Annotated in this window: 17 protein-coding genes and 2 pseudogenes; 10 read left to right on the top strand and 9 right to left on the bottom strand. The window is 69.6% G+C overall.

Features of this window, described 5'->3' with window-relative positions; translation table 11 throughout:
* Window positions 1-23: 23 nt before the first annotated feature.
* Window positions 24-1,364: an HNH endonuclease signature motif containing protein gene (locus G6N49_RS21695; RefSeq protein ID WP_163647430.1), complete on the top strand. Its 1,341-nt coding sequence runs from the start codon at window positions 24-26 to the stop codon at window positions 1,362-1,364.
* Between the two features lie 36 nt (window positions 1,365-1,400).
* Here the strand turns inward: G6N49_RS21695 and G6N49_RS21690 are convergent, their stop codons facing one another.
* Window positions 1,401-2,066 carry a FadR/GntR family transcriptional regulator gene (locus G6N49_RS21690; protein WP_083045580.1) on the bottom strand — a complete coding sequence of 222 codons (666 nt, stop codon included), beginning with the start codon at window positions 2,064-2,066 and terminating at the stop codon, window positions 1,401-1,403.
* 46 nt (window positions 2,067-2,112) lie between these two features.
* Between G6N49_RS21690 and G6N49_RS21685 the strand changes: the two genes are divergently transcribed.
* The gene (locus tag G6N49_RS21685; protein WP_083045581.1) at window positions 2,113-3,324 is read left to right on the top strand and encodes a CynX/NimT family MFS transporter; all 1,212 of its coding nucleotides are present in this window, start codon (window positions 2,113-2,115) and stop codon (window positions 3,322-3,324) included.
* A 1-nt stretch (window position 3,325) separates the two neighbouring features.
* On the opposite strand, the gene G6N49_RS21680 is transcribed toward G6N49_RS21685, so the two are convergent.
* Entirely contained in the window at window positions 3,326-3,820 is a 495-nt protein-coding gene (locus G6N49_RS21680; protein ID WP_011557768.1) for a hypothetical protein, read from the bottom strand.
* A gap of 55 nt (window positions 3,821-3,875) precedes the next feature.
* Here G6N49_RS21680 and G6N49_RS21675 point away from each other — a divergent pair, with 55 nt between their 5' ends.
* Together G6N49_RS21675 and G6N49_RS21670 are read left to right on the top strand one after the other, a co-directional pair.
* On the top strand, window positions 3,876-4,448 hold the full coding sequence (locus G6N49_RS21675; protein WP_011557769.1) for a M15 family metallopeptidase: 573 nt from the start codon (window positions 3,876-3,878) through the stop codon (window positions 4,446-4,448).
* Between the two features lie 59 nt (window positions 4,449-4,507).
* A complete protein-coding gene (locus tag G6N49_RS21670) occupies window positions 4,508-5,158 on the top strand; it encodes a hypothetical protein (protein WP_011557770.1) in 651 nt (216 codons plus the stop codon).
* Here the strand turns inward: G6N49_RS21670 and G6N49_RS21665 are convergent.
* The 5 genes and pseudogenes from G6N49_RS21665 to G6N49_RS21645 form a co-directional block, all read right to left on the bottom strand.
* Window positions 5,155-6,435, bottom strand: a complete 1,281-nt coding sequence (locus tag G6N49_RS21665; protein ID WP_011557771.1) for a hypothetical protein — start codon at window positions 6,433-6,435, stop codon at window positions 5,155-5,157. The genes G6N49_RS21670 and G6N49_RS21665 overlap by 4 nt on opposite strands.
* A gap of 62 nt (window positions 6,436-6,497) precedes the next feature.
* A pseudogene (locus G6N49_RS21660) lies at window positions 6,498-6,686 on the bottom strand (hypothetical protein); the annotation flags it as partial.
* Window positions 6,687-6,793: 107 nt separating this feature from the next.
* Window positions 6,794-9,064: a maltose alpha-D-glucosyltransferase gene (gene treS, locus G6N49_RS21655; RefSeq protein ID WP_011557773.1), complete on the bottom strand. Its 2,271-nt coding sequence runs from the start codon at window positions 9,062-9,064 to the stop codon at window positions 6,794-6,796.
* A gap of 179 nt (window positions 9,065-9,243) precedes the next feature.
* Window positions 9,244-10,623, bottom strand: a complete 1,380-nt coding sequence (locus tag G6N49_RS21650; RefSeq protein ID WP_011854365.1) for an aspartate aminotransferase family protein — start codon at window positions 10,621-10,623, stop codon at window positions 9,244-9,246.
* Window positions 10,624-10,709: 86 nt separating this feature from the next.
* Window positions 10,710-12,203, bottom strand: a complete 1,494-nt coding sequence (locus tag G6N49_RS21645) for a CoA-acylating methylmalonate-semialdehyde dehydrogenase (RefSeq protein WP_011557775.1) — start codon at window positions 12,201-12,203, stop codon at window positions 10,710-10,712.
* A gap of 81 nt (window positions 12,204-12,284) precedes the next feature.
* Here G6N49_RS21645 and G6N49_RS21640 point away from each other — a divergent pair, with 81 nt between their 5' ends.
* The 4 genes from G6N49_RS21640 (at window position 12,285) to G6N49_RS21625 (ending at window position 19,771) form a co-directional block, all read left to right on the top strand.
* A complete protein-coding gene (locus G6N49_RS21640; RefSeq protein WP_083045583.1) occupies window positions 12,285-13,913 on the top strand; it encodes a PucR family transcriptional regulator in 1,629 nt (542 codons plus the stop codon).
* A gap of 179 nt (window positions 13,914-14,092) precedes the next feature.
* Window positions 14,093-18,265, top strand: coding sequence for a SpoIIE family protein phosphatase (locus G6N49_RS21635; protein ID WP_011557777.1), 4,173 nt, complete (start codon window positions 14,093-14,095; stop codon window positions 18,263-18,265).
* The gene (locus G6N49_RS21630; RefSeq protein ID WP_011557778.1) at window positions 18,265-18,597 is read left to right on the top strand and encodes an STAS domain-containing protein; all 333 of its coding nucleotides are present in this window, start codon (window positions 18,265-18,267) and stop codon (window positions 18,595-18,597) included. Before G6N49_RS21635 ends, G6N49_RS21630 begins: the two co-directional genes overlap by 1 nt.
* Window positions 18,598-18,607: 10 nt before the next feature.
* A complete protein-coding gene (locus tag G6N49_RS21625; RefSeq protein ID WP_011557779.1) occupies window positions 18,608-19,771 on the top strand; it encodes a YihY/virulence factor BrkB family protein in 1,164 nt (387 codons plus the stop codon).
* On the opposite strand, the pseudogene G6N49_RS29605 reads toward G6N49_RS21625, so the two are convergent.
* Window positions 19,769-20,887: pseudogene (locus G6N49_RS29605) on the bottom strand (NCS2 family permease); the annotation flags it as partial. The gene G6N49_RS21625 and the pseudogene G6N49_RS29605 sit on opposite strands and share 3 nt — an antisense overlap.
* Before the next feature lie 164 nt (window positions 20,888-21,051).
* Here G6N49_RS29605 and G6N49_RS21615 point away from each other — a divergent pair.
* On the top strand, window positions 21,052-21,966 hold the full coding sequence (locus G6N49_RS21615; RefSeq protein ID WP_064873429.1) for a LysR family transcriptional regulator ArgP: 915 nt from the start codon (window positions 21,052-21,054) through the stop codon (window positions 21,964-21,966).
* A gap of 4 nt (window positions 21,967-21,970) precedes the next feature.
* Here G6N49_RS21615 and G6N49_RS21610 read toward each other — a convergent pair whose 3' ends face one another.
* Window positions 21,971-23,182, bottom strand: a complete 1,212-nt coding sequence (locus G6N49_RS21610) for an NAD(P)/FAD-dependent oxidoreductase (RefSeq protein ID WP_083045587.1) — start codon at window positions 23,180-23,182, stop codon at window positions 21,971-21,973.
* A 119-nt stretch (window positions 23,183-23,301) separates the two neighbouring features.
* On the opposite strand from G6N49_RS21610, the gene G6N49_RS21605 reads away from it, so the two are divergent.
* The gene (locus tag G6N49_RS21605) at window positions 23,302-24,387 is read left to right on the top strand and encodes a GGDEF domain-containing protein (protein ID WP_163647429.1); all 1,086 of its coding nucleotides are present in this window, start codon (window positions 23,302-23,304) and stop codon (window positions 24,385-24,387) included.
* The last annotated feature ends 5 nt before the right edge of the window (window positions 24,388-24,392 follow it).

The following is a 24,392-nucleotide window of genomic DNA, read 5'->3' as shown; positions in this document are numbered from 1 at the left end:
TGGCTCGAACTAGTGTTCGAAGCATGGATGGATTGTCTGGCGCGGTCGACCACCTCGTGGCGTCCATCGCCGCTCTGCAAACCGCCTCCATCGACGAGCTCTCCTACGAGCAGATCGTGGCCGAACTGGACCGCATCAAAGCAGCTGTGTGGGCGGTGCCCAGTGTGGAGCACCGCCTGACCGCGCGGCTGATGGACGCCGACCCGCATGAACTCGGCGCCACCTCTATCAAGGAGGTGCTGGCCAACCACCTGCGCATCTCCCGCAAAGCCGCCGGCGACCGCCTCACTGACGCGCGCCAGTTGGGGCCGCGCTACACCCTGACTGGGGAGCGGGTGCAGACCGAGTTGGCCCACACCGCCGATGCGGTCGCCCGCGGCGACATCGGCACCACGCACGTGCGGATCATCCAGGAGTTCGTCAAGAAGCTTCCGGCATGGGTGTCCTGGGAGCGCCGCGACCACTACGAACGCGACCTGGTCGGCCACGCCAGCGCACTGCGGCCCGAGGACTTCCGCACAGTCGCCGACACCCTGCTGGGGTTCATCGATCAGGACGGCACCGAACCCGACCACCACACCCACCAACGTCGCCGTGAGTTCACCGTCGGCCGCCAGCAGGCCGACGGGATGAGCCGGGTCTCGGGGTGGCTCACCCCCGAAGCCCGCGGGCACTGGGACCTCATCGCCGCCAAATACGCCGCCCCCGGCACCAACCTGCCCCACGACGACACCCACACCGGCCGCGACGACCGCACCACCGGCCAACGCCACCACGACGCGATCACCACCGTCCTACGCGACGCGGTCGCCTCCGGCTCCCTCGGCCAGGTCGCCGGCGTTCCCGCCAGCATCGTCGCGACGATGACGCTCAGCGAGCTTGAACGTGCCGCCGGGTGGGCGCACACCGGCGGCGGCAACCGCCTGCCCATCCGGGATCTGATCCGGATGGCCGCCCACTCCCGGCACTACCTGGCGGTGTTCGACGACCACACCGAAGAGATCCTGTATTTCGGCCGCGCCCGCCGCACGGCGTCGACCGCGCAACGCCTGGCCCTGTTCGCCCGCGACAAAGGCTGCACCCACCCCGGCTGCACCGTGCCGTTCTACTGGACCGAAGCCCACCACGCCCACGACTACTCCCGCGGTGGGCGCACCGACATCGACGATCTCACCCTGGCGTGTCAACCCGCCAACCTGCTCATCGAGACAACCGGATGGACCACCCACCGGCCCGGTAACGGCCGCACCGAATGGACCCCACCCGCCGACCACGACACCGGCCAACCCCGCATCAACAACCACTTCCACCCCCACCGCTACCTCACCGACAACGACGACGGTCAAGACGACGAGCCCGAATAGCCATGCAGCACAGCGTGTTGCATGCGCCGGTCCGCCTCAGCGTCGATCCGGGAGTTCCTCGATGAGCTCCTCGAGGAAACCGCCTGCCTCGTGGCCGGCTCGGTCGACATCGCCTCTGGCGATCGCTTCGACCAGCCCGTCGTGCGGGATCCGGTCGAATGCGTGGGTTTCCACGGTGGTCGCCACACTCGCAGTGACCACTTCGGTGAGACCGCGGTACAACTCGATCAGCACCGCGTTGTGCGACGCCCTCACCACCGCGAAGTGGAATTCCGCGTCGGCCCGCACGAACTCGTCACGGGCGTCGAGGGCATCCCGGCGGGCGAGCAACGCGCGAATCTCGGCAAGGTCTTCGGCGGTGCGCGCGGTCGCCGCCAACCGGGCACCTTCGACCTCGAGGCAACGCCGCACCTCCAGCACCTCGCGCAACTCCGAACCGCACAGCCGGCGCACTGCCCCGGAGACCTCGCTCGTGGCCCGCACATATGTGCCGTCGCCCTGTCGGACCTCCAGGATTCCGCTGTGGGCCAGCGCGCGCACCGCTTCCCGGACCGTGTTGCGGCCGACGCCGAGAGCGGCGACCAGCGCGGGCTCCGTCGGGATCCGGGTGCCGACCGGCCACTCGCCGGCGGACACCGACGCGCGCAGTTGAGCGATCACCTGGTCCACCAGGCCTGCGCGGCGGGTAGTGGCGAGCGGCACCGAAACTCCATTCGTCCAATCATGGGATGTATGGGACGATACCGCGGTGAAGGGCCACACGCGCGTCGACGCCACAGCCGGTCAGGCGTCCGAAGCCGGCGTACGGGCTGCCGGCGGCGTGTTGCTCACGATCGCGGTCATCCTCACCGCGCTGAATCTCCGCCCCGCGATCACCAGCATCGGACCCATGCTCGGCGAGATGCGCACGTCGATGGGGGCCAGCGCCACCTGGGCCGGTGTCCTGACCACCCTGCCCGGATTGTGTTTCGCCGCTGCGGGATTGACGGCCCCATGGCTGTCACGACGGTTCGGTCTGAGTAGGGCCATCAGCGCCGCCCTGACCATCCTGAGCGCCGGGCTGCTCATCCGCGTCCTGGACGGCCCGTATGTGGTGCTCGGCGGAACGCTGGTCGCCACCGCCGGCATCGCGTTGACCAACGTGTTGATCCCCGTGGTGATCAAGGGCTCCTTCCCGACCCGCGTCGGGCTCATGACCGGCGTCTACACCGCCGCGCTGCAGGGCGGCGGTGCGCTGGGCTCCGCGGTGACACCCGGATTGGAAGCCGTGTTCGACGACTGGCGCACCGCCCTGGCGTCGTGGGCCGTCGTCGCCGTCGTCGCGCTGGTCTTCTGGATCCTGGCGTCCCGCGGCATCGCCGGCGGGCAGCCGTCGACGACCCGGGTCAAGGGACGGTCCCTGCTGCGCAACCGGCTGGCGTGGACGGTGACGCTGTTCTTCGGATGCCAGTCACTGCTGGCCTACGTGATGATGGGCTGGCTGCCCGAGGTCTTCATCGACAGCGGGGTGAGCAAGTCGACCGCAGGGCTGCTGGTCGGGTTGATGTCGCTCATCGCGGTCCCGATCAGCATCTTCGTCTCACCGCTGGCCGCCCGCTCGTCGAGTCAGAGTCCCTGGATCGTCGGCCTCGGCACGATCGGCGTTGCGGGCGTGATCGGACTGCTCATCGACCCCGGCGCCGCCCCGCTGCTGTGGAGCATCCTCGTCGGCCTCGGGCTGAGTGTGTTCTCGCTGGCGCTCACCGTGATCGCGCTGCGTGCCCGCACGACCGAGGACACCGCCCAGTTGTCCGGCATGGCGCAGGGATTCGGCTACCTGCTCGCGGGGCTCGGCCCGTTCCTGTTCGGGCTCCTGCACGACGTCACCGACGGGTGGACGGTGCCGTGGGCCATGGTGCTCGTCGTCTATCTCGTGCAGATGACCATGGGCGCCTTGGCCGGACGCAACCGGTACGTGTGACTCAGCCGCAGAGCCCGTCGAGGGTGGCGGTGAGCGCGTCCAGATCGCGTTTGACGGCCTGCTGGCCGGGATCGCTGTCCGGTGCGCCCGCGGTGGCCGCGGCCCCGAACTGCATCAGCTTCATGGCGAACTGCCGCACCGCGTCGGCGAGTTCGGGCGGCGTGGCCGGATCCAGGATGTCGAGCAGGTACTGGCCGCCGCCCATCAGCGCCACCCGGGCGTTGGCGGCCACCGCGAGCACCCCGGTCACGTCGTCGTCGCCACCGGGCGACGCCAGATGCGTATTGGTCGCGACTCCCGTGCGCACCTGCGTGTACGCCGCGCACGCGGTGTCCTTCGCGCCTGCCTGCGCGGCCGCGTCGTAGCTCGGCGGCCGGGCCTGCCACCACGTCCACACCGACAGGATCAGCGCGGCGGTGGCGATGAGGCAGGCGATGACGGACAGGGCCGTGGACCGGGAGCGGGCGGCACCGATCGGCTGTGGTCCCGGCGGCATGGGAGAGATCGTAATCCGGTCGCGCGGTGCAGGCCGAAGCTGGCATGGTGGCGGGGTGGGTGTGTGGCGGACGGTGTGCCGGGTCAGCGTGGCGGTGGGCTGCGCCTGCGGTGTGCTGTTCGGCGCCGCGCCGTCCCACGCGGACCCCGCCGAACCCGGCGTTGACACCCTGGTAGGGCCCGCGGCGACCGACACCTTCGGCGGATACCTCCCCGAAGACGGGACGCTGACCGCCTTCGACGTCGAGAATCCGATCGTCGGCAGGCTCGATCCCGCACTGCTGGCGGCCGTGCAGGAGGCCAGCCGCGCGGCGGCCGCCGACGGCGTCGAGGTCGAGATCAACTCCGGTTGGCGCTCGATCGGGTTCCAGGAGCGGCTGTTCGAGGACGGGGTGCGCACCTACGGCAGCGTGGAGGTCGCCCGGCAGTTCGTCGCGTCACCGCAGACGTCGATGCACGTGGTCGGGCGGGCGGTGGACGTCGGCGGACCGGGCGCGGCGGCGTGGATGTCGCGCAACGGCCCACGGTTCGGACTGTGTCAGGTGTACGCCAACGAGCTGTGGCACTACGAGTTGACCGCGGACGCCAACGGCGCCTGCCCGCCGATGAAACCGAACGCGACCGGCTGACAGCCGGGAATGTCGTTCTCACGCTCGGTAACATGATGGCCGTGTCGGGAGAAGACGCGGTGACCACCGGTGTCGCGGGTTCTCTGATCCTGACGTCGGACTACCGGGTCGCCGATCCCTCGCGGGTGTGGCCGCTGCTCGAACGGCGCCGGGCGGAACTCGCCGCAATCGGCGCCCATCACGTGTTCGTACACACCTCGATCAGCGAACCCGACCGGGTGCTGGTCACCATGGCGCTGCACACCGTCGAACCCGTGGCGGACCTGCTGCGCTCACACGTCTTCTTCGACTGGTTCGACGCGGTCGGGGTGGCGGACCTACCCGCCGTGTTCGCGGGTGAACTCGTGGACCGCTTCCACATCGAACCCGGTCACCACTGGACGGCCAAGGCGCCCGCGGTGGTGATCGCGGGCGTCACTGTCGTGCGGGACGTCGACACTCTGCTGGGCCAGGTCCACCGCACCCGTGACCTGTTCCGCCGCAACGGGATCGAGAACGTATGGATCTTCCGGGCGTTGGACGATCCGCACGAGGTCATGTTCCTGCAGGACGTCGCCGACGAGGCGAGCGCCCGCCGATGGCTGGAACGTCCGGAGACGGCGGAGAAGTGGCTCGCCGAAGCGGGCGTCGGGGCGTATCCGCCCGTGTTCGTCGGCGCACTGCGCCACGTCATGCGCATCGACGTGGCCGAACATGTGAACGGACCCTAGTCGAGCCCCTCCAGGTGGCCGCTCAAACCCCTTGTCTGCCAGAGGTTCAACATGTTGGTGAACATCTGCAGCGGAGCGCGCAGGCTCTCGTCCCCACGGATGCGTGGATCGTGTCTCGTGGTGTGGACGTCGGCGTCGGGCAGGCGGTTGCCGATGCGCGCAGGCACGTCGAGCAGCCAGGTGATGCCCATCAGCGCCATGTAGAGCATCAGGTGCCGCCGCATCAGCACCGGATCGGGTCGTGGTCCTCCTGCGCCTTCCACCTCGGTGCAGAACAGCACGAGCAGCTCGTCGAAGTGGTTGTCCCACAGGTCGGTTTCGGCGGCGCACAACGCGCCCCACAGCGCCATCGCGAGGTTCAGTCGGCTGACGCAGCCCCAGTCCATCAGCCCGCACTGCAGCACGCCGCCGCCGTCGCGCCAGAACCACGCGTTGTCGACGTTGGCGTTCCAGTGGCTCAGCGCGATGTGGTCGTCGGCGTCCCGCAGCGATCGCCAGATCGCCTGCTCGCGGCGTAACACCTCATGGGCCTCCTCGCCGAGGCGCGCCAGGAAGCCGGAGGTCCGCACATGCGGTGGCAGCAGTCCCGGGTGGGTCTCGGTGAATTCTCCGAGACGGGACAACCGGCGCTGCAATCGATCTGGTGACAACGTCACCGGTTCCCCGACGGTCGCCGCCCGCAGGTCGACGGGGAACGCCGCCGAGAGCTGCTCAGGCAGCCGACCGGACCGCTGCGCGCCCGCCAGCCGCGCCAGCGCGGTGACCAGCGCGCGGTAGTGCTCGTCGGGATGCGGCATGTCCTCGTCCAGGCACTTCTCGTACTGGCGCTCGACACCGTTGCACCCGAACGGGATCCGATCGGTGATCAGGATTCCCGTGCCGGTGCCGGCGTGGTAGTCCCCGAACCGGGGATGGGGGATCGCGATCGGGAACCCGGGCGTCCGCGACAGCGCCGCGAACACCACCTCCGAAGCCATCTGGGTTCTCCCGCGGTCCCGGACGGGGTCGTCGAAGTCGCGGGAGAACTTGACGAACAGGTCCGTGCGCAGACCCGGTTCGGGGCGGGCGTACTCGACGTCGAGCAGCATCTTGCGGCCTGTGCTGCCGCCGGTCATCTCGTCGCACCGGCCGATCCGTACCACCCGGTTGTCCTCGGTGAGTGCACCGAATGCGCGAAACGCGTTGGTCAGAAACGTCTCTCCGCCGTCACGCAGTGCAGCGGCGGTGGCGGGGATCGGCAGGCCGAGATGGTCGCCGACGACCCAGTCACCGCTCATCAGGGTTTGTTGCGCCCCGACCGGCTGAGTCGCCATTCGGGCGGGAAATTCAGATCGTTGTCCTTGACGTCGTCGTCGACGTTGCACTTGTGGATCAGATCGGCGTAGTTCTGCCGCATGCCCATCGTGGTCGAGTTCTGCGCCTCAGGACGGTCGAAGGTGATGTACGCGATCCGGTTCTCGACGTCCTTCTCGAACTTGATGAAGGGTTCGGCGTCCTTCTTCATCTTCTCGTAGTCGTATGCGCGCATATCGTGTTCGGGCATTGTCATCTCCGTCTGTGCCGCAGGGCAATCCGCCTCAGTCTGTCAGCGCGGCCGGAGATTCGGGCCGTTTACACTTTCCGCTTAGCAGCCGATCACGTCTCGGAGTCGTCGGCGGTGACCTCGACCAGCAGGGACATCCCGTGATGCGCGGGCATCTCGACGGTGAAGCTGTGCAGGTCGTCGACCGTGGCGAAGGCGTGGCCGGTGAACATGTCCGACACCTCGGCACCGGGTGGCAGCGCCTCGGAGCGCACCGTTCCGGCGACCTCCTCGTTGGCGAAGTTCAGCACGGTCAACTGATAGCGGCCCTCGTCGGCCAGCTGGTGCACCAGCACGAGCATGCCGCGGTGGGAGACCTCGGGGATGTCGACCTGGCGGCTCGTCGCGATGCCGTAGTGCGAACGCACCCGCAGGATCGCCTGCAACTGGCGTAGGAAGCTGGTCTCGTCGTCGAGCTGATCGGGGATCGACCCGTAGAGGCTCCGCCCCCGCGGCATCCCCGCCAACGACTGTGTCGCACCGGGATTCACGCCCATCAGATCGTGGGCGGCCCGGTGGATCCACCGGGTGTCGCCGCCGCGCAGGAGTTCGCCGACCTGCCCGGCCGGCAACGTGAGCATGCCGCACAGGTCCCACCCCGACAGCGCGAACACCCCCGGCTGCAGCGCGTTGAACATCGCCAGCAGCAGATGGGCTCGCCGGATGCGGTCGATGCGCACCGGATCGTCGTCGATCTCGTCCAGATCGGTGATGCCGAGGGTGGCCGCGATGACCGTCGCGGTGGTGCAGGCGATCCCGTTGGTGGTGAAAACCAGGTTGTACGGGGCGTTCTCGCCGGTGAGCCGTACGCTGAGGTCCCGGCGGATCGTCTCGCCGAGCGCCTCTCCGGTGATCTCCTCACCCTTGTAGGTGTAGATGTCGTCGCGGTGTCCGTTCGACCAGTGCACGAGTTCGTAGGTCAACTCGTCGTGGTTCTGCAGGGCGTGAATCAACGACGCCGGGTCGACGCCGAGTTCCAGCGTGGTGCGCAGCGTCAGCCGCAGGAACTCGGTGTCCGCGGTGGCCAGGGCGTGCTGGTAGGCGGGCCGGTTGATGAAGTCGTAGGACAGGTCCGCGCCCGCTTCGCCGATCTGGCGGATGTCGTCGATGGTGAGGTTGAGCTCCTGGAAGGTGAACCCGCCCACCTTGCGCACCATGCTGGCGATCAGATGGTTGGCCGCCTCGGACAGCGGATGACCCTCCGACCAGGCGGTGCTGTCCTCGGCCGCGGTCTTCTCCGCGCCGAGAAAACCGTTGGCGTCCAAACGAAGTCCGCCGGTGCCCAGGTCGGCGAGCGAATGCAGCGCGTCCCCGATCACGAGGCGCATCCCGGCGAACGACGGGTCGAGCCAGTTGATCGACGGCTGACCGTCCTTGAAGTAGTGCAGGTACACCCAGCGGCGCTCCACGCCGTCGACGCCGAGCACCGGCCGGGTGACGCTCCAGTTGGTCTCCTTGATGCCCTCGGCGTAGAAGATCACCCGTTGCAGGCGGCCGATGATGTAACCGGCCTTGTCCAGCCACTCCTCGGTGGCCTGGTCGATGTTGACCGAGTCGACACCGGGCGGCACGGCGGGCAGGTGTTCCCAGTCGCGGGGATCCACCTCCACCATGTGGTAGATCCCCGGATAGTCGGCGTACTTCATCTCCGCGAGGCGGAAGTCGGCGCCCTTACCGGTGTGGCCGGGCACGATGTCGTCGATGATCGTGCCGCCGTACCAGTTGGCCGTCCCGCACATCTTGCGGAACTCCTCCTCGGTGCCGAAGGCCGGGTCGATCTCGGTGCTGATGCGGTCGAAGTGGCCGTCGACGCTCGGGGTGGTCTGCCACCCCGAGATCCCGCCCGCGCGCTTGACCGGTCCGGTGTGGATGGCCTCGATACCGATGTCGGCGAACGCCTTCCACATCTCGTCGTCGGCCAGCGCCTTGAGGAACGACTCGTTGGGCCGGGTGATCAACGACAACGGGTAGGCGGTGAACCACACCGACGCCGTCTCCACCGCGCCGCGCGGGCTCGGTGTGGCGTACGGGTTCTGCCACATCGAGCCCTGACCGGAGAACTGCTGGCTGATCTCGTTGGCGTCGGCGAGCATCGACTGCGACAGCAGCCACGACACGTACGCCGGGTTGTCCGCGCGCGCCGGACCGTCCTGGGCCACCGAGCGGCGGGTGAACGGCGATTTGACGCGGGGACGGAACCGCAGCGCCCGCGGACGCGCCGGATGCAGGTACTCGTCGTAGGTGATCTCGCTGGGCTCGTTCGTCTGATCGTCGGTGCCCGACCCGGCCTGGTCGTCGTAGTCCGTCTCTGGCGCCTCAGACATGCATCCCCTTCACGACCTGGTTCCCGGTGGTTCGACCTTCGGGAGGTAGTTCCACACTGCCGCGATGTCGAAACGGCGCGTCGTTGCGCACGTGCCGACCACCGGCCCACCAACCCTGGCCACCAACCCTACGGATGCCGAGGCGCCGGCGTCTTCCGGCGAGGGGGTGTCAGCGACGGTTACAGGTGCGAGTCGGCGACGTCGAGTGCCTGGTCGAGGATCGCGAGACCTTCGCGGACTTCGTCGGCGGTGACCGTGCACGGCGGTACGGCGTGGATCCGGTTGAAGTTCGCGAACGGCAGCAGGCCGTTCGCCTTGCACGCGGCGACCACGGCGTTCATCGCTGCGCTGCTCGCGCCGTACGGGGCCAGCGGTTCGCGGGTCTGCGGATTGGCGACCAGTTCGATCGCCCAGAAAACCCCGGTGCCGCGGACCTCGCCGACGCTCGGGTGGCGGGCCGCGAGTTCGGCCAGACCGGGTCCGAGCACCTCGGCGCCGATGCGGGCGGCGTTGCCGACGATGTCCTCCTCCTCCATCGCGTTGATGGTGGCCACGGCCGCCGCCGTCGCGAGCGGATGCCCGGAGTAGGTCAGCCCGCCCGGGTAGGGGCGATGGGCGAAGGTCTCGGCGATGGCCGGGCCGATCGCGACGCCACCGAGCGGCACGTAACCGGAGTTGACGCCCTTGGCGAAGGTCAGCAGGTCGGGGGTGACGTCGAAGTGGTCGATGGAGAACCACTTACCGCTGCGCCCGAAGCCGGCCATCACCTCGTCGGCGATCATCACGATGCCGTAGCGGTCGCAGATGTCGCGGACACCGGCCAGGTAACCGGGCGGGGGGACCATGATGCCCGCGGTGCCGGGGATGGACTCCAGCACGATCGCGGCGATCGTCGACGGACCCTCGAGTCGGACGATGTCCTCGAGGTGGGCCAGCGCGCGGGCCGACTCCTCGGCCTCGGTGGTGGCGTGGAACTGCGAGCGGTACAGGAACGGGCCGAAGAAGTGCACGACGCCGGCGTTGCCGTGGTCGTTGGGCCACCGGCGCGGGTCACCGGTCAGGTTGATCGCCGTCTCGGTGCCGCCGTGATACGAGCGGTAACGGCTGAGCACCTTGTACTTGCCGGTGTGCAGCCGCGCCATCCGCACCGCATGCTCGACGGCGTCGGCGCCGCCGTTGGTGAAGAAGATCCGGTTCAGCTCGCCGGGGGTGCGCTCGGCGATCAGCCGGGCGGCCTCGGAGCGGGCGTCGTTGGCGTGCTGCGGGGCGACCGTGCACAGCTTGGCGGCCTGCGCCTGGATGGCGGCGACGACCTTCGGGTGCTGGTGGCCGATGTTGGTGTTGACCAGCTGGCAGGAGAAGTCCAGCAGGCGCCGACCCTCACCGTCCCAGATGTAGCTGCCCTGCGCGGCGGTGATCACCATGGGCGAGATCTCGGCCTGCGCCGACCAGGAGTGGAAGACGTGTGCGCGGTCGAGTTCGTAGGCGCGGGCGGCCTCGGCGCGGGCGTCGTCGATCGACAGGCCGTTGGGCAGGGTGGTCTCGTTGGTGAGCGTCATGGGGATTCTCCTCCTGCGCCGAAAGTACGGTTGTTGACGCCGCTACTCGGGCGATGCGTGCAACAACCGTACTCTCGGCGCGAAAATTAGTTGTTCTGCGGGAAGCCGAGGTTGATGCCGCCGTGGGACGGGTCGAGCCAGCGTTGGGTGATGGCCTTGCCTCGGGTGAAGAAGTGCACGCCTTCGGTGCCGTGGGCGTGGCTGTCGCCGAACAGCGAGTTCTTCCAGCCGCCGAAGCTGTAGTAGGCCATCGGCACCGGGATCGGCACGTTGATGCCGACCATGCCGACCTCGACCTCGTTCTGGAAGCGCCGGGCCGCGCCGCCGTCGTTGGTGAAGATCGCGGTGCCGTTGCCGTAGGGATTGCTGTTGATGAGCTCGAGCGCTTCGTCGTAGGTCTCGACGCGCACGACCGACAGGACCGGGCCGAAGATCTCGTCGGTGTAGACGCTCATCTCGGGGGTGACGTTGTCGAGCAGGGTGGGTCCGAGCCAGAAGCCGTTCTCGCCACCGTCGGCGGAGACCTGGCGGCCGTCGACGACGACCTTGGCGCCGTCGGCCTCCCCGGCGTCGATGTAGGAGGCCACCTTGTCGCGGTGGGCCTTGGTCACCAGCGGGCCCATGTCGGAATCCTTGGTGCCGTCACCGGTGCGAAGTGCGCGTGCCCGCTCACCGATCTTGGCGACCAGGTCGTCGGCGATCGGCCCGACGGCCACACAGGCGCTGATCGCCATGCAGCGTTCCCCGGCCGAGCCGAAGCCCGCGTTGACCATGGCGTCGGCGGCCAGGTCGAGGTCGGCGTCGGGCAGGATCACCGCGTGGTTCTTCGCCCCACCCAGGGCCTGCACGCGCTTACCCGCGGCGGTGCCGGTGGCGTAGACGTACTGGGCGATCGGGGTGGACCCGACGAACGACACCGCCTTAACCTTCGGATGGGTGAGCAGTTCGTCGACCGCGGTCTTGTCGCCCTGCAGCACGTTGAACACGCCGTCGGGCAGTCCGGCTTCCTTCCACAGGCGGGCCAGCCACAGCGACGCCGACGGGTCCTTCTCGCTCGGCTTGAGCACGACGGTGTTGCCGGTGGCGATCGCGACGGGGAAGAACCACATCGGCACCATGGCCGGGAAGTTGAACGGGCTGATGATGCCGACCACCCCGAGGGCCTGGCGGATGGAGTACACGTCGACGTTGGTCGAGGCGTTCTCGGTGAACCCGCCCTTGAGCAGATGCGGGATACCGCAGGCGAACTCGACGACCTCCTGGCCGCGGCTGACCTCGCCGAGCGCGTCGGAGAGCACCTTGCCGTGCTCGGCGGTGATGATCGCGGCCAACTCGTGCTTGCGGGCGTTGAGCAGTTCGCGGAAGTTGAACAGCACCGAGGTGCGCTTGGCCAGCGAGGTGTCCCGCCATGCCGGGAACGCCGCCGCGGCCGCCTCGATCACCGTGCGGGCATCCTCGACGCCGGCCAGCGCGACCTGACCGGTCACCTCACCGGTCGCCGGATTTGTCACCGGCGCGGTGGCCTGCGAGCCACCCGCGAAGACGTCGTTGTTGCACCAGTGCTGAACAGTGTTCGCCATGCGACCGAGTGTGCAACGGCCTCCGCGCTGCAGGGCGTTGCAGAGTGTCACTGATTCTTCGTCCGGGGCTACATTGTGTAAATGACGATGACCGTGGCCGACGTGATCGGGCTGCCGGTCGTCGCGCGCGGCGAACCCGAGGTGCTCAGCGCGCGCCGCTGGGAGGACCCGATCAGGTGGGTGCACGTCGGCGACGTGGCCGACCTGTCTGCGCTGCTGCAGGGCGGCGAACTGGTGCTGACCACCGGTGCCGGGCTGGCCGCCGATCCCCGGCGCTACCTGCAGGGGCTCGCCGACGCCGGCGCGGTCGGGGTGGTCGTCGAACTGGGGACGGCGATGACGGCGGTGCCGCAGTGGGTCGTCGCCCATGCCGAACGGCTGGACCTCGCGCTCGTCGCGCTGCACCGGCAGATCAAGTTCGTCGCCGTGACCGAGGTGGTGCACCGGCGGATCGTGGCCGCCCAGTACGACGAGGTGGCGTTCGACCGGCGTGTGCACGAGACGTTCACCGAGCTGAGCATGAAACGCGCGTCCCCGGCCGGGATCGTCGACGCCGCGGCGCGCATCCTCGGCGAACCGGTCGTCCTCGAGGACCTCGCCCACCAGGCGCTGGCCGTCGCTCCCGGCGGCGACGCGGCCGCGACGCTGTTGCAGAACTGGGAGCGGCGGTCCCGGGCGAGCGCCGCCGACGGGGACTGGGCGGTCACCTCGGTCGGACCGCGCGGCGAGGAGTGGGGGCGCCTGATCGTCCCCGCGGCACCCCCCGACCGGGCCCGCGCCACGATGGTCCTCGAACGGGCGGCGGCGGCGCTGGCCCTGCACCGGATGATCGAGCGCAACCGCAGCGGGCTGCACCAGCAGGCCCAGAGCGGGCTGATCGACGATGTGGTGGCCGGTCGCATCACCGACGAACGCGAGGCCGCGGCTCGGGCGCACGCCCTCGGACTGCGCAGGTCCGCCCGGTACCTGCCGCTCGTCGTGCGGGTCGACCGCGGGGCGGCCACCATGGATCCCGTTGTGGCGCAACGCCGTAACGTCGAACTGCTGGACGCCGTCGCGCACACGGTCAACGCCGCGGGCCACACCGCGCTGTGCTCGATCCGCCGCGACGGCGAGATCGGCGCGCTGGTGGCGCTCGACCCCGGGCGCGGCGGCTGGGACCGGGCGCTGACCGCACTCGGCGAACGGGTGCACGCCGAGGTGCGCCGCCGCGACGGCGGTGCCCGTTCCGAGGGCCGCTCGGTGTGCGCGGTGGGTGATCCCGCCGCCGAGATCGTCGAGGCGATCCACGGGCTGGGCGAAGCCGCCCACGTCGGCGAGGTCGCCATCGCCATGCACGGCCACGGCCGGGCGGTCTACCGCGCGTCCGACGTACGCCTGCGCGGTCTGATCGCGCTGTTGCGGGACGATCCGCGGGTGCAGCAGTTCGCCGAGACCGAGTTGCGGGCACTGCTGCTCGACGACGACGAGCGCGTGCCGTCGAACCTGGAGGTGTTGCGCCAGTACCTGCAGGTGGCGGGCAACAAGGCGGCGTTGGCGCAACGGCTGCACATGAGCCGGCCCGCGCTCTACAAACGGTTGGCCGCGATCGGCCGGACCCTCGGCGTCGATCTCGACGACGCGGAGTCCATGACGTCGCTTCACGTGGCCGTGCTGATCCTCGACGCTCAGCGGCGTGCCGCCCCCGCGGTACTCACCCGGGGCGGCTGATGAACCTGGTTTCACTTTCACCCGCTTTGGGCAGCCTGCATCCACGGATGACTCCGGGGACAGACGGCGCCGCGACCGCGGCGCTCGACCATAAGGTGACGATCACGCCGGGCGCGGGCGCGCGCCCTGGCGCGGCGCCGCCTTCGTGCGTCGATCCGCGGCGCTGAGAGGGATGTCGGTTGGGCGTTGAGGAAGCTGGGGCGGCTTCGTTGACCTCCTCTGCGAGTGCACTGTTCGGCGCGGACCCGGAAGTGGGCCGTCATCTCGCCATGGTCGACTGGGCGTCGACCGCGCTCGGGGACCCCACCGCCTGGCCCCAGAGCCTGCGCACCGCCGTCAACATCCTGCTGTCGTCACGGTTCCCGATGTGGATGGCGTGGGGTCCGGAACTGACCTTCTTCTGTAACGCCGCCTACCGGCGGGACACGTTGGGCCGCAAGTACCCGTGGGCGCTGGGCCGGCCGGCCAGCGAGGTGTGGGCGGAGATCTGGCCCGACATCGGTCCCCGGATCGAATCCGTGTTGTCCACCGGCCGGGCGACGTGGGATTCGGCGCTGCTGCTGTTCCTCGAACGGTCCGGGTACTCCGAGGAGACCTACCACACCTTCTCCTACAGCCCGCTGCGCGACGACGGCGGTCAGGTCGTCGGCATGCTCTGCGTGGTCAGCGAGGACACCGAGCGGGTGATCGCCGAACGCCGCATGACGACGCTGCGGGACCTCGGATCGGATCCGAGCGTCGTACGCACCGAACGGCAGATGCTCGATTTCGCCGCCGAGCAACTGGGCCGCAACCGCCACGACCTGCCGTTCACGCTGACCTATCTGTTCGGTGACGATGGCGATGCGGTTCTCGCCGCGAGCAGCGGGATCACACCAGGGCACGCGGCGGCGCCGGAAACCCTGTCGGCCGACGGGATGTCGGTGTGGCCGGTCCGGCAGCCCGCCGAGGGTGAGACCGTGTTGCTCGAGATCGACGGCGAGTCGCTGGCCCTGCCCCGCGGGGTGTGGCCGGACCCGCCCACGCAGGCGCTGGTGGTCCCACTGCTGCAGCAGGGCGCCGACCCGGTCGGATTCCTGGTGGCGGCGTTGAACTCCCACCGCAGGCTGGACGCCCCCTACCGCGGGTTCATCGAACTGGTCGCGGGGCACATCGCCGCCGGGATCGGCAGCGCCCGCAGCTACGGGGCCCAGCAGCGGCGGGCCGAGGAGTTGGCCGAGCTCGACCTCGCCAAGACCACGTTCTTCTCCAACATCAGCCATGAATTCCGCACACCCCTGACCTTGATCCTCGGGCCGTTGGCCGAGATGCTCCGCACCAGTGAGCTCGACGTGCGGGTGCGCGAAGAACTGGAACTCGCGCACCGCAACGGATTACGGCTGGCGAAGCTGGTCAACACGCTGCTCGACTTCTCCCGCATCCAGGCCGGCCGCATGCGGGCGCAGTTCGAACCCGTCGACCTCGCCGCCGTCACCGCCGAACTGGCGAGCGTGTTCCGTTCGGCGATCGAGCGGGCGGGGCTGGAGTTCACCGTCGACTGCCCGCCGCTGGCCGAACCGGTCTTCGTGGACCGCGACATGTGGGAGAAGGTCGTCCTCAACCTCCTCTCCAACGCGCTGAAGTTCACCCGCGAGGGCGCTGTCACGGTGCGCGTCACCGCCGACGACGGCGTGGCCGTGGTCACCGTAGCCGATACGGGGGTCGGGATCCCCGAGGCGGAGATGCCCCGGCTGTTCGAGCGGTTCCACCGGGTCGAGACGGTCGATGCCCGGTCCACCGAGGGCAGCGGGATCGGTCTGGCGCTGGTCAAGGAACTCATCGGCCTGCACGGAGGCACCATCGGTGCCCAGAGCGAGGAAGGCCGAGGCACCACCTTCACCATCCAGATGCCCTTCGGCGCGGCGCATCTGCCGGCCGACGAGGTCGTGCCGCACGGGCGGGTGTCGGGCGTCTCCGCCAACGCCGACCCCTACCTGCAGGAGGCGCTGCGCTGGCTGCCCGCATCGGATCCCGAATCCGACTCTCGAGACCCGATCGCCGCGCCGGTGCCGGCGACGGGCGGGAGTGGCACCGGCACTGCCGTACCGGCCCGGATCCTGATCGCCGACGACAACGCCGACATGCGCGCATACCTCACCGGTCTGCTGCGCGGCGCGGGCTACGAGGTGACGGCGGTGTCCGACGGCAGACAGGCACTGGAATCCATCCGGGCGGAGTTGCCCGACCTCGTCGTCAGCGACGTCATGATGCCTGGTCTCGACGGTCTGGAACTGGTCGCGGCCCTGCGCGCGGAATCCCGCACCGCCGCACTGCCGGTACTGCTGTTGTCGGCGCGGGCGGGGCAGGAATCGTCCATCGAGGGCCTGCACGCCGGCGCCGACGACTACCTCGTGAAACCCTTTGCGGCAGCCGAACTCCTGGCTCGGGTGCACGCCAACGTGGCGCTGGCACGCCTGCGCAACCACCACAGCCGCTGGCGGACCGCGCTGATCGACTCACTGCAGGAGGCGTTCTTCGTCTGCGACGAAGACGGTGCGGTCGTCGAGATCAACGCCGCGTTCAGCCAGATCCTGGGCTACGGTCCCGAAGGTCTGCCGTACCAACCCGTGCAGCCGTGGTGGCCCGACCCCGACACCGATCCCGAGGGCTACCGTCAGACCAGCCAGGCCTTCGGCGGAGTGATGGGTCAGAGCCGCGGGGAGTTCACCTTCCCGGTCGTGCACCGCGACGGGCACCGGCTCTGGGTGAACGCGAATTTCAACCCCGCCCGGGATCCCGACACCGGCCGCCGCGTGGCGGTCGGTACGTTCCGCGACGTCACCGCCGAGCACTACATCGTGCAGCGCGAGATGGCGCTGGCCGCGCTGAATGCGCAACTGGCAGAAGCCGACACCCTCGACGGGGCGCTGCGCGCCGCCGTCGCGGAACTGCACCGGCTGTGGCAGGCGCGCCGGGTGCTGGCCGTGACCTTCCCCGGCGCGGACGGCGACGTCACCCCGGACGTCATCTGCGCCGGCGAGGCCGTGCAATGGTCGGATCTGCCTGCCGGACAACGCGATACGATCACCGCGCTGCGTACCGCCGATCTGCTGACCGCCGACACCGAGGAGTACGGCACAGCGGGTATCACGCTGCAACATCCCCGCGGTGTCCTCGTCCTGTGGATCGAGTTGCTCGAACAACGGCCGTTCACCCCGGAGGACCGCACGCTGCTCACGGTCCTCGCGGGCCGTCTCGGCCAGGGTCTGCAGCGGGTGCACCGGCTCGATCAGCAGCGGGAGACCGCGCTGACGCTGCAGCACGCGATCCTCGGCCCCGCCCGGCTGCCGGGCGGGTTCGCCGTCCGCTACCACCCGGCGACCCGGCCGCTGCAGGTCGGCGGCGACTGGTACGACGTCGTGGATCTCGACGGCGACTGCATCGCGCTGGTCGTGGGCGACTGCGTCGGCCACGACCTGGAGGCCGCCACCGTCATGGGCCAGTTGCGCAGCGCATGCCGTGCACTCCTGCTCGACCAGCCCAGTCCCGGGGCGGCGCTCGCCGGTCTCGACCGGTTCGCGGCGCGGCTGCCGGGGGCGCGCTGCACGACCGTGTGGTGTGCGGTGCTCTCACCCGAAACCGGTGAACTGGTGTACTCCAGCGCCGGTCACCCCCCGCCCATCCTCGTCGGTCCGGACGACGGCCACCGCGTGCTCGACGACGCCCGCGGCTTCGCGCTGGCGCTGCGGCCCGATCAGGAACGGCCGGAGGCCCGGGTGACCCTGTCCGCCCGGACCACGCTGCTCCTCTACACCGACGGGCTGGTGGAGCGTCGCCGCGCCTCGTTGGAGACGGGTATCGGCCGAGCCGCCGACCTGGTCGCCGACGGTCGATCCGATGCCCTCGACGCGGTCGCCGACCAGCTGATGTCCCGCCTCGCACCCGACGGTGGCTACCAGGACGACGTCGCGCTGCTGCTCTACCGCCAGCCCGCCCCGCTCGACCTGGTGTTCCCGGCGCGCAACGAATACCTCGCGAGTTCCCGTACGGCCCTTCGCCGTTGGCTGACCAAGGCGGGCGTCGGACCTGATCAGGCGATGAACGTGCTGATCGCCGCCGGCGAGGCGGTCGCCAACGCGATCGAGCACGGGCACCGTGACCGGCCCGACGGACGCGTCACCCTGCGCGCGACCGCAATGGTCGACCGGCTGCAGGTGTCGATACTCGACACCGGTTCGTGGAAAACCCCGCGCACCGAGGTCGACACCCGGCGCGGCCGCGGCGTCGCGCTGATGGAGGGCCTCATGGACGATGTGACGATCAGGCCCGGCGACGACGGCACCACGGTCCACCTCGAGGCCGGGATCCTGTGATGGCCACACCGCTGACCGTCAACGCCGACCGGCACACGGACGGCACCCCGCTGCTGGTCGCCGCGGGCGAGATCGACCTGAGCAACGTCGAGACCTTCACGCGGGCGCTGATCACCGTCATCGCGGCGGCCGACGGCGCCGGGGGAACGGTCACCGTCGATCTCAGCGCCGTCGAATACCTCGACAGCGCCGCGATCGGCGCGCTGTCCGTGCACGCCGACCAGGTGCCGCAGATGCGGTTGGTCGCCAACCCGTACCTGATCCCGGTGCTGCGGATCAGCGGTATCGACCAACTGGCGACCGTGGAGCCGGCGCAGCCGACCGACGGCTAGGCGGTTCGCGGTGATCGGTTGGTTCGACAGGCTCCAACAGCGCAGCCGCGCCATGGGTTACGTCATCGCGGTGGTCTACAAGTACGTCGACGACCAGGGTGGGTACCTCGCCGCGCTGATCACCTACTACGCGTTCGTGTCCCTGTTCCCGTTGCTGCTCCTGTTGACCACCGCGCTCGGTGTGGTGCTCGTCGGCCGCCCGGAGCTGCAGCGGCAGATCGTCGAGTCGACGGTCAACCAGTTCCCGCTCATCGGTGAGCAACTGGCACAGCCCGAACAACTCAGCGGCGGCGCGGTCGCCGTCGTGGTCGGCATCCTCGGCGCGCTCTACGGCGGGTCCGGCGTCGGCCAGGCGGTCCAGAACGCGATGAACTCGGTGTGGGCGGTGCCGCGCAACGTGCGCCCGGATCCGATCCGCTCACGCGTCCGTAGTCTGCTGCTTCTGCTGGTGCTGGGGTCCGCGGCGATCGCCGCGACCCTGTTGTCCGCCGTCGGCCGTGCCGTCGACGATCTCGGGGTGCTGGGCACGGCCGGGGTCGTGGTGGGGACCATCGCGATCAACACCGGGATCCTGCTGGTCGCGTTCCGGACGACGACGAGCCGTGAGCTCACCTACCGCCAGGTGCTACCCGGTGCGCTCGCCGGGGCGCTGATCTGGCAGTTCCTGCAGTGGTTCGGCGCAGGCTACGTCGCGCGCACGGTCAGTTCGGCCAGTGCCACCAACACCGTGTTCGCACTGGTCCTCGGGCTCCTGGCGTTCCTTTACCTCATCTCGGTCAGCCTGGTGCTGTGCGCCGAGCTCAACGTGGTGCGGGTCGACCACCTGTACCCGCGCGCCCTGCTCACCCCGTTCACCGACTCGGTGACGCTGACCTCCGCCGATCGGCGCACCTACACGCGCAAGGCGAAGGCCGAGCGGGTCAAGGGTTTTCAGCATGTCGCGGTGACGTTCAGGCCGAGCCGGTCACACTCCCATGAGGGTCTCGATCCAGCTGCGGGCGAAGTAGAAGAGGAAGCCGGCGGCCACGACCCACAGCAGCGGGCTGATCTCGCGGGCCTTCCCGGCGCCGGAGCGGACGACCACCCACGAGATGAACCCGACACCGATTCCGTTGGCGATGGAGTAGGTGAACGGCATGGCGGCGACGGTGAGGACGACCGGCAGCGCCACTGAGAACTCCGACAGTTCGATGTGGCGCAGGTGGGACACCATCATCGCGCCGACGACCACCAGGGAGGCCGCGGCCACCTCCGTCGGCACGATGGAGGCCAGCGGGGAGACGAACATCGCGGCGAGGAAGAGCGCACCGGTGATCAGGTTCGCCAGGCCGGTGCGGGCGCCCTCTTCGATACCGGCGCCGGATTCGATGAACACCGTGTTGGACGACGCCGACGACGCACCGCCGACTGCCGCGCCCGCACCCTCGACGATCAGCGCGGAGCGCAACCGGGGGAACGTCCCCCGGTCATCGGAGAGCCCCGCCTCGCGCGAGAGCCCGGTGAACGTGCCCATCGCGTCGAAGAAGTTGGCGAACACCAGCGTGAAGACGAGCATCACCGCCGCGAGGATCCCGATGCGCTCGAAGGCACCGGTCAGGCTGAACTCACCGACCAGCGAGAGGTCCGGTAGCGCGAACGGCGAACCGGACAACTGCGGCACCGACAGGCTCCAGCCGCCGGCCTTGTCCTGGGCCGATCCCAGATCCCAGATCGCCTCGACGACGACGGCGATGACGGTTCCGGCCACCAGGCCGATCAGGATGCCGCCGCGCACCCGCCGCGCGACCAGCACACCGGTGACCAGCAGCGTGATCACGAAGATGAGCGTCGGCACGGTGTTGATCGAGCCCAGTCCACCGGCACCCAGCCCGACCGGCGGCGACGCCAGCCCGGTGGAGTTGACGAAACCGGCGTCGACGAGGCCGATGAACAGGATGAACAATCCGATGCCCGCGGTGATGGCCAGCTTCAGTTGCATCGGCACCGCGTCGAACACCAGTCGCCGCAGACCGGTCACCGCCAGCAGCACGATGATCAGACCGTTGATGACCACCAGGCCCATCGCCTCGGGCCAGGTGACGTCACCGACCACCGTCGTCGCCAGGAACGAGTTGATGCCCAGGCCGGCGGCGAAGGCGAAGGGCAACCGTGCGATCAGACCGAACAGGATCGTCATGACCCCCGCGGCGAGCGCCGTGGTCGCCGAGACCTGGGCGAACTGCAGCGAGTTGCCCTCCACGTCGTCGGAACTCGACAGGATGATCGGGTTCAGCACGATGATGTAGGCCATCGCGATGAACGTGACCAGGCCGCCGCGGACCTCGGCGCCGAGCGTCGACCCACGCGCGGAGATCTCGAAGAAGCGATCGAGGCGATTCATGGGACGAACCCTAAGGTGAACCACCGTCGACGGCGAATTACCACGGCGGGCGCCAGGAATCCTAGATTGGTTCGGTGGCCACAGCCCATTCGCGGACGCGTGACGAGGTCCGCCTCGGCGCCGACCAACTGGCCGCCCTCGCGGCGGTGATCGAATTCGGCAGCTTCGACGCGGCCGCCGAGCACCTGCATGTGACCCCGTCCGCGGTGAGCCAACGCATCAAGGCGCTCGAACAGCGGGTCGGACAGGTTCTGGTGGTGCGCGAAAAGCCCTGTCGGGCAACAGCATCGGGCATACCACTGCTGCGCCTCGCGGCGCAGACCGCGCTGCTCGAGGCCGAAGCGCTCGGGGAGCTCGGCGGTCCGGGCGCCGCCCTGGTGCCGCGGGTGGCGGTGGCCGTCAACGCGGACTCCATGGCCACGTGGTTCACCGCCGTGCTGGGCGACGTCTCGGAGGTGTTGTTCGACATCCGGATCGAGGATCAGGATCACTCCGCCCGGCTGCTGCGCGAAGGCGTGGTGATGGGGGCGGTCACCACCGAGCGCAGCCCGGTGCCCGGCTGCCGGGTGCAGTCCCTCGGGGTGATGCGGTACCTGCCCGTGGCGAGCGCGGGGTACGTCGAGCGGTATCTGCCCGACGGTTTCACCGCGGTCGCCGCGGCGCACGCGCCGTCGCTGGCCTGGAATCGCGATGATGCGTTACAGGACATGCTGATCCGCCGGGCATTTCGCCGCGCGATCACCCGGCCGGTGCACTACGTGCCCACCGCGGAGGGGTTCGGCGCGGCGGTGCGCGCCGGGCTGGGCTGGGGGATGTACCCGGAGCAACTGGCCGTCCCCGAACTGGCCGGTGGTTCGTTCGTCCGGGTCGCCGACGTGCATCTCGACGTGCCGTTGTATTGGCAGTGCTGGAAACTCGACAGCCCGCTGGTGGCGCGACTGACCGGCGCGGTCCGATCCGCGGCGGCCGGTCTGGCGCGGCGGCGATGACGATTTATACGCGCCCTCTGAGGATGAGGTTCCAGTAGGTGCGCGGCAGCACGTAGCGGTCGAACGCCCACGCCGTGCGGCGAGATTCGAGTGGGTCGACGAACGACGGCAGCGACGACGCCACCGATCCGGTCCGGTCGTACTCCCCTGGTATCAGGTGGTGCGCGTCGGTCGTGACCGGCGCGACCGTGTAGCCGTCGTAGCGCTGGAGGTCTCCGCCCTCGCGGGCGGCGAGCAGGTTCTCGACCAGGATCGAGACCTGCCGCCGCAGCGCACCGCCCGACGGATCGGTTTCGACGGCCGCGGCGTCGCCCGCCGCCCAGATCTCCGGATGTGTGCGGTGTCTCAGCGTTTCGGGGTCGATGTCGATGAGCCCGTGGGGCCGCCCATTCGTCAGGCCCGAACCCTCCAGCCAGCGGACGCCGCGGAACGGCGGTACGAGGTGCAGCATGTCGTACGGCAGCGTCTCGCTGGAGCCGTCGCGGCCGGTCACCGTGATGTTGCGCTGGTCGGGGCTCAGCGCGGTCACCGCGGTGTCGAACAGCACGCGCACTTCCAGGGCCCGCAGATGGTCGCGCAGCCGGTCGTCGATGCGCGGCGCGGGGAGCAGGTGTGGCCGGTCGACGACGAGGGTGATGTCGACGCCGGGGAAGCGCCCGGTGCGCTTCCAGTGCGCGGCGGCCAGGAACAGCGGTTTGAGCGTCGTCGCGGTGCAGCTGACCGGCGGGCGCGGCACGGTGAACACCACACGCCCGCTGGGGGGCATGGCCTGCACGAGTTGCCAGGTCTCCTCGGCGCGGTCCACGTAGTTGCTCGCGACCGCCGGCGTGTCCAGCGCGGTGTGGATCCCGGGCAGCGCGTCGGTGTCGGGCACCAGCCCGGTGCCGAGGATCAGATCCCGATAGCGGTAGCGGCGGCCCGACGAGCACGACACCGTGCGGTTGGGCGCATCGATCATCGCCGCGGCGTCCTGCAGCCACGTGCATCGGCGTGGGGTCACCGACCGCTGGGTCCGCTCGGCGTCCCGCATCGCCGCCTGTCCGCCGCCGACATAGGACAGCAAAGGCCGGTAGGTGTGGACGCGCTGCGGTTCGATCAGCGCCACGTCGGTGACGCCCTTACGGATCAGCCGCGCCGCCGCGCTGACACCGGCGTTGCCGCCGCCGACGACGAGGACATCGAAGCAACGGTCGGCCGGTTCGGCGGTGGGGTCCACCCCGGTGCGTTACCCGCAGCGGTGCCCCGTCAACCCCGCGCTGCGTTAGGCTGCGGCGGGCACTGCCGGTGGGTTCCAGCGAACTCGTGGCTGCCAGTGGGTGAAGGGGGGGGTCGCTGGTGCACTGGTTTCGTCGGTGGTGGCGGCAGCCCGACCACTTCGAGTGGATCACCGGGTATCTGGCTGCGCGCGGCATGCTCGGGGTGGCGCGCTGGAATCTGGCGTCCAGCACCGTGGCGTTGGCGCTCGTCCCGGCGGTCCTCGCGATGAGTTCCCGGGGGCCGGATGCCGGGCCGGACCAGGTGCTGAGCCGGATCGCGGTGCTCGGTGGGTTGTGCGCCGCGACGCTGTGGGTGGTGCGCTGGCCCACCCGCGCGCAGTCCGTCGCCTACATCCTGGCGGCCAACCTGTTCATCACGCTGGCGTGCTACGTGCAGGACGACCCGATGGTCGGGTTGATGGGCTGTACGGTCTTCGCCACCACCGGCGGCTACATCGCGCTGTTCCACACGCCCGGATACATGCTGTACAACTTCGGGGTCGCGCTGTATGTCGGTGTGCTGCAGACGGTTCGGCTCGCGGTCGAGACCTCTGACCCCGCATTGGCCGTCGGCCTGCTGCTGCTGGTCCTGGTGCTCAACGTCGCGGTGCCGTTCGCCGTGCAGGCCATCGTGCATGCGCTGGGGGTGGATCTGCTGCGGGCCGCCCGCGACCCGCTCACGGGCCTGCTCAACCGTCGGGCGGTGTACCAGCAGATCGAGCAGCTCCTCAGCGCCCATCGCGACCGGCACGTCCATCTCGCGGTGGCGGTGGTCGACCTCGACGACTTCAAACAGCTCAACGACAGTCGCGGACACGCGATCGGTGACGAGGCGCTCGTCGCCGTCGCTCAGGCGCTGCGCGCAGGGGCGGGTGAGGGGGCGGTGGTGGGCCGGCTCGGAGGTGAGGAGTTCGTGCTCGCCGAACTGCTCGAGGCCGGCCAGATCGACGACTGGGCGCAGCGCATGTGCACCGCGGTGGACGTGGTCCCGTTTCCCGTCACCGCCAGCGTCGGTGTCGCGGCGGTATGCCTGCCCCTGCCCGCCGACGACGATGCACAGACCGTGATCCACATGCTCATCGGCGCCGCCGACCACGCCATGTACGCGGCCAAGCGCGCCGGCGGCAACCAGTTCCGGCACGACGACCGGAGCGCCTGCTGCTGATACGT

This window comes from Mycolicibacterium monacense (assembly GCF_010731575.1).
GTDB classification, from domain to species: Bacteria; Actinomycetota; Actinomycetes; order Mycobacteriales; family Mycobacteriaceae; genus Mycobacterium; species Mycobacterium monacense.
Note: the sequence above shows the minus strand (reverse complement) of the source record. Positions and strands in the feature narration are given on the sequence as shown.

Bases quoted from the DNA above. Each gene is read 5' to 3' on its own strand.
- G6N49_RS21695 (WP_163647430.1), top strand. From the start codon at position 24: ATGGATGGATTGTCTGGCGCGGTCGACCACCTCGTGGCGTCCATCGCC.
- G6N49_RS21680 (WP_011557768.1), bottom strand. From the start codon at position 3,820: ATGCCGCCGGGACCACAGCCGATCGGTGCCGCCCGCTCCCGGTCCACG.
- G6N49_RS21665 (WP_011557771.1), bottom strand. From the start codon at position 6,435: ATGAGCGGTGACTGGGTCGTCGGCGACCATCTCGGCCTGCCGATCCCC.
- treS (WP_011557773.1), bottom strand. From the start codon at position 9,064: ATGTCTGAGGCGCCAGAGACGGACTACGACGACCAGGCCGGGTCGGGC.
- G6N49_RS21650 (WP_011854365.1), bottom strand. From the start codon at position 10,623: ATGACGCTCACCAACGAGACCACCCTGCCCAACGGCCTGTCGATCGAC.
- G6N49_RS21645 (WP_011557775.1), bottom strand. From the start codon at position 12,203: ATGGCGAACACTGTTCAGCACTGGTGCAACAACGACGTCTTCGCGGGT.
- G6N49_RS21640 (WP_083045583.1), top strand. From the start codon at position 12,285: ATGACGATGACCGTGGCCGACGTGATCGGGCTGCCGGTCGTCGCGCGC.
- G6N49_RS21630 (WP_011557778.1), top strand. From the start codon at position 18,265: ATGGCCACACCGCTGACCGTCAACGCCGACCGGCACACGGACGGCACC.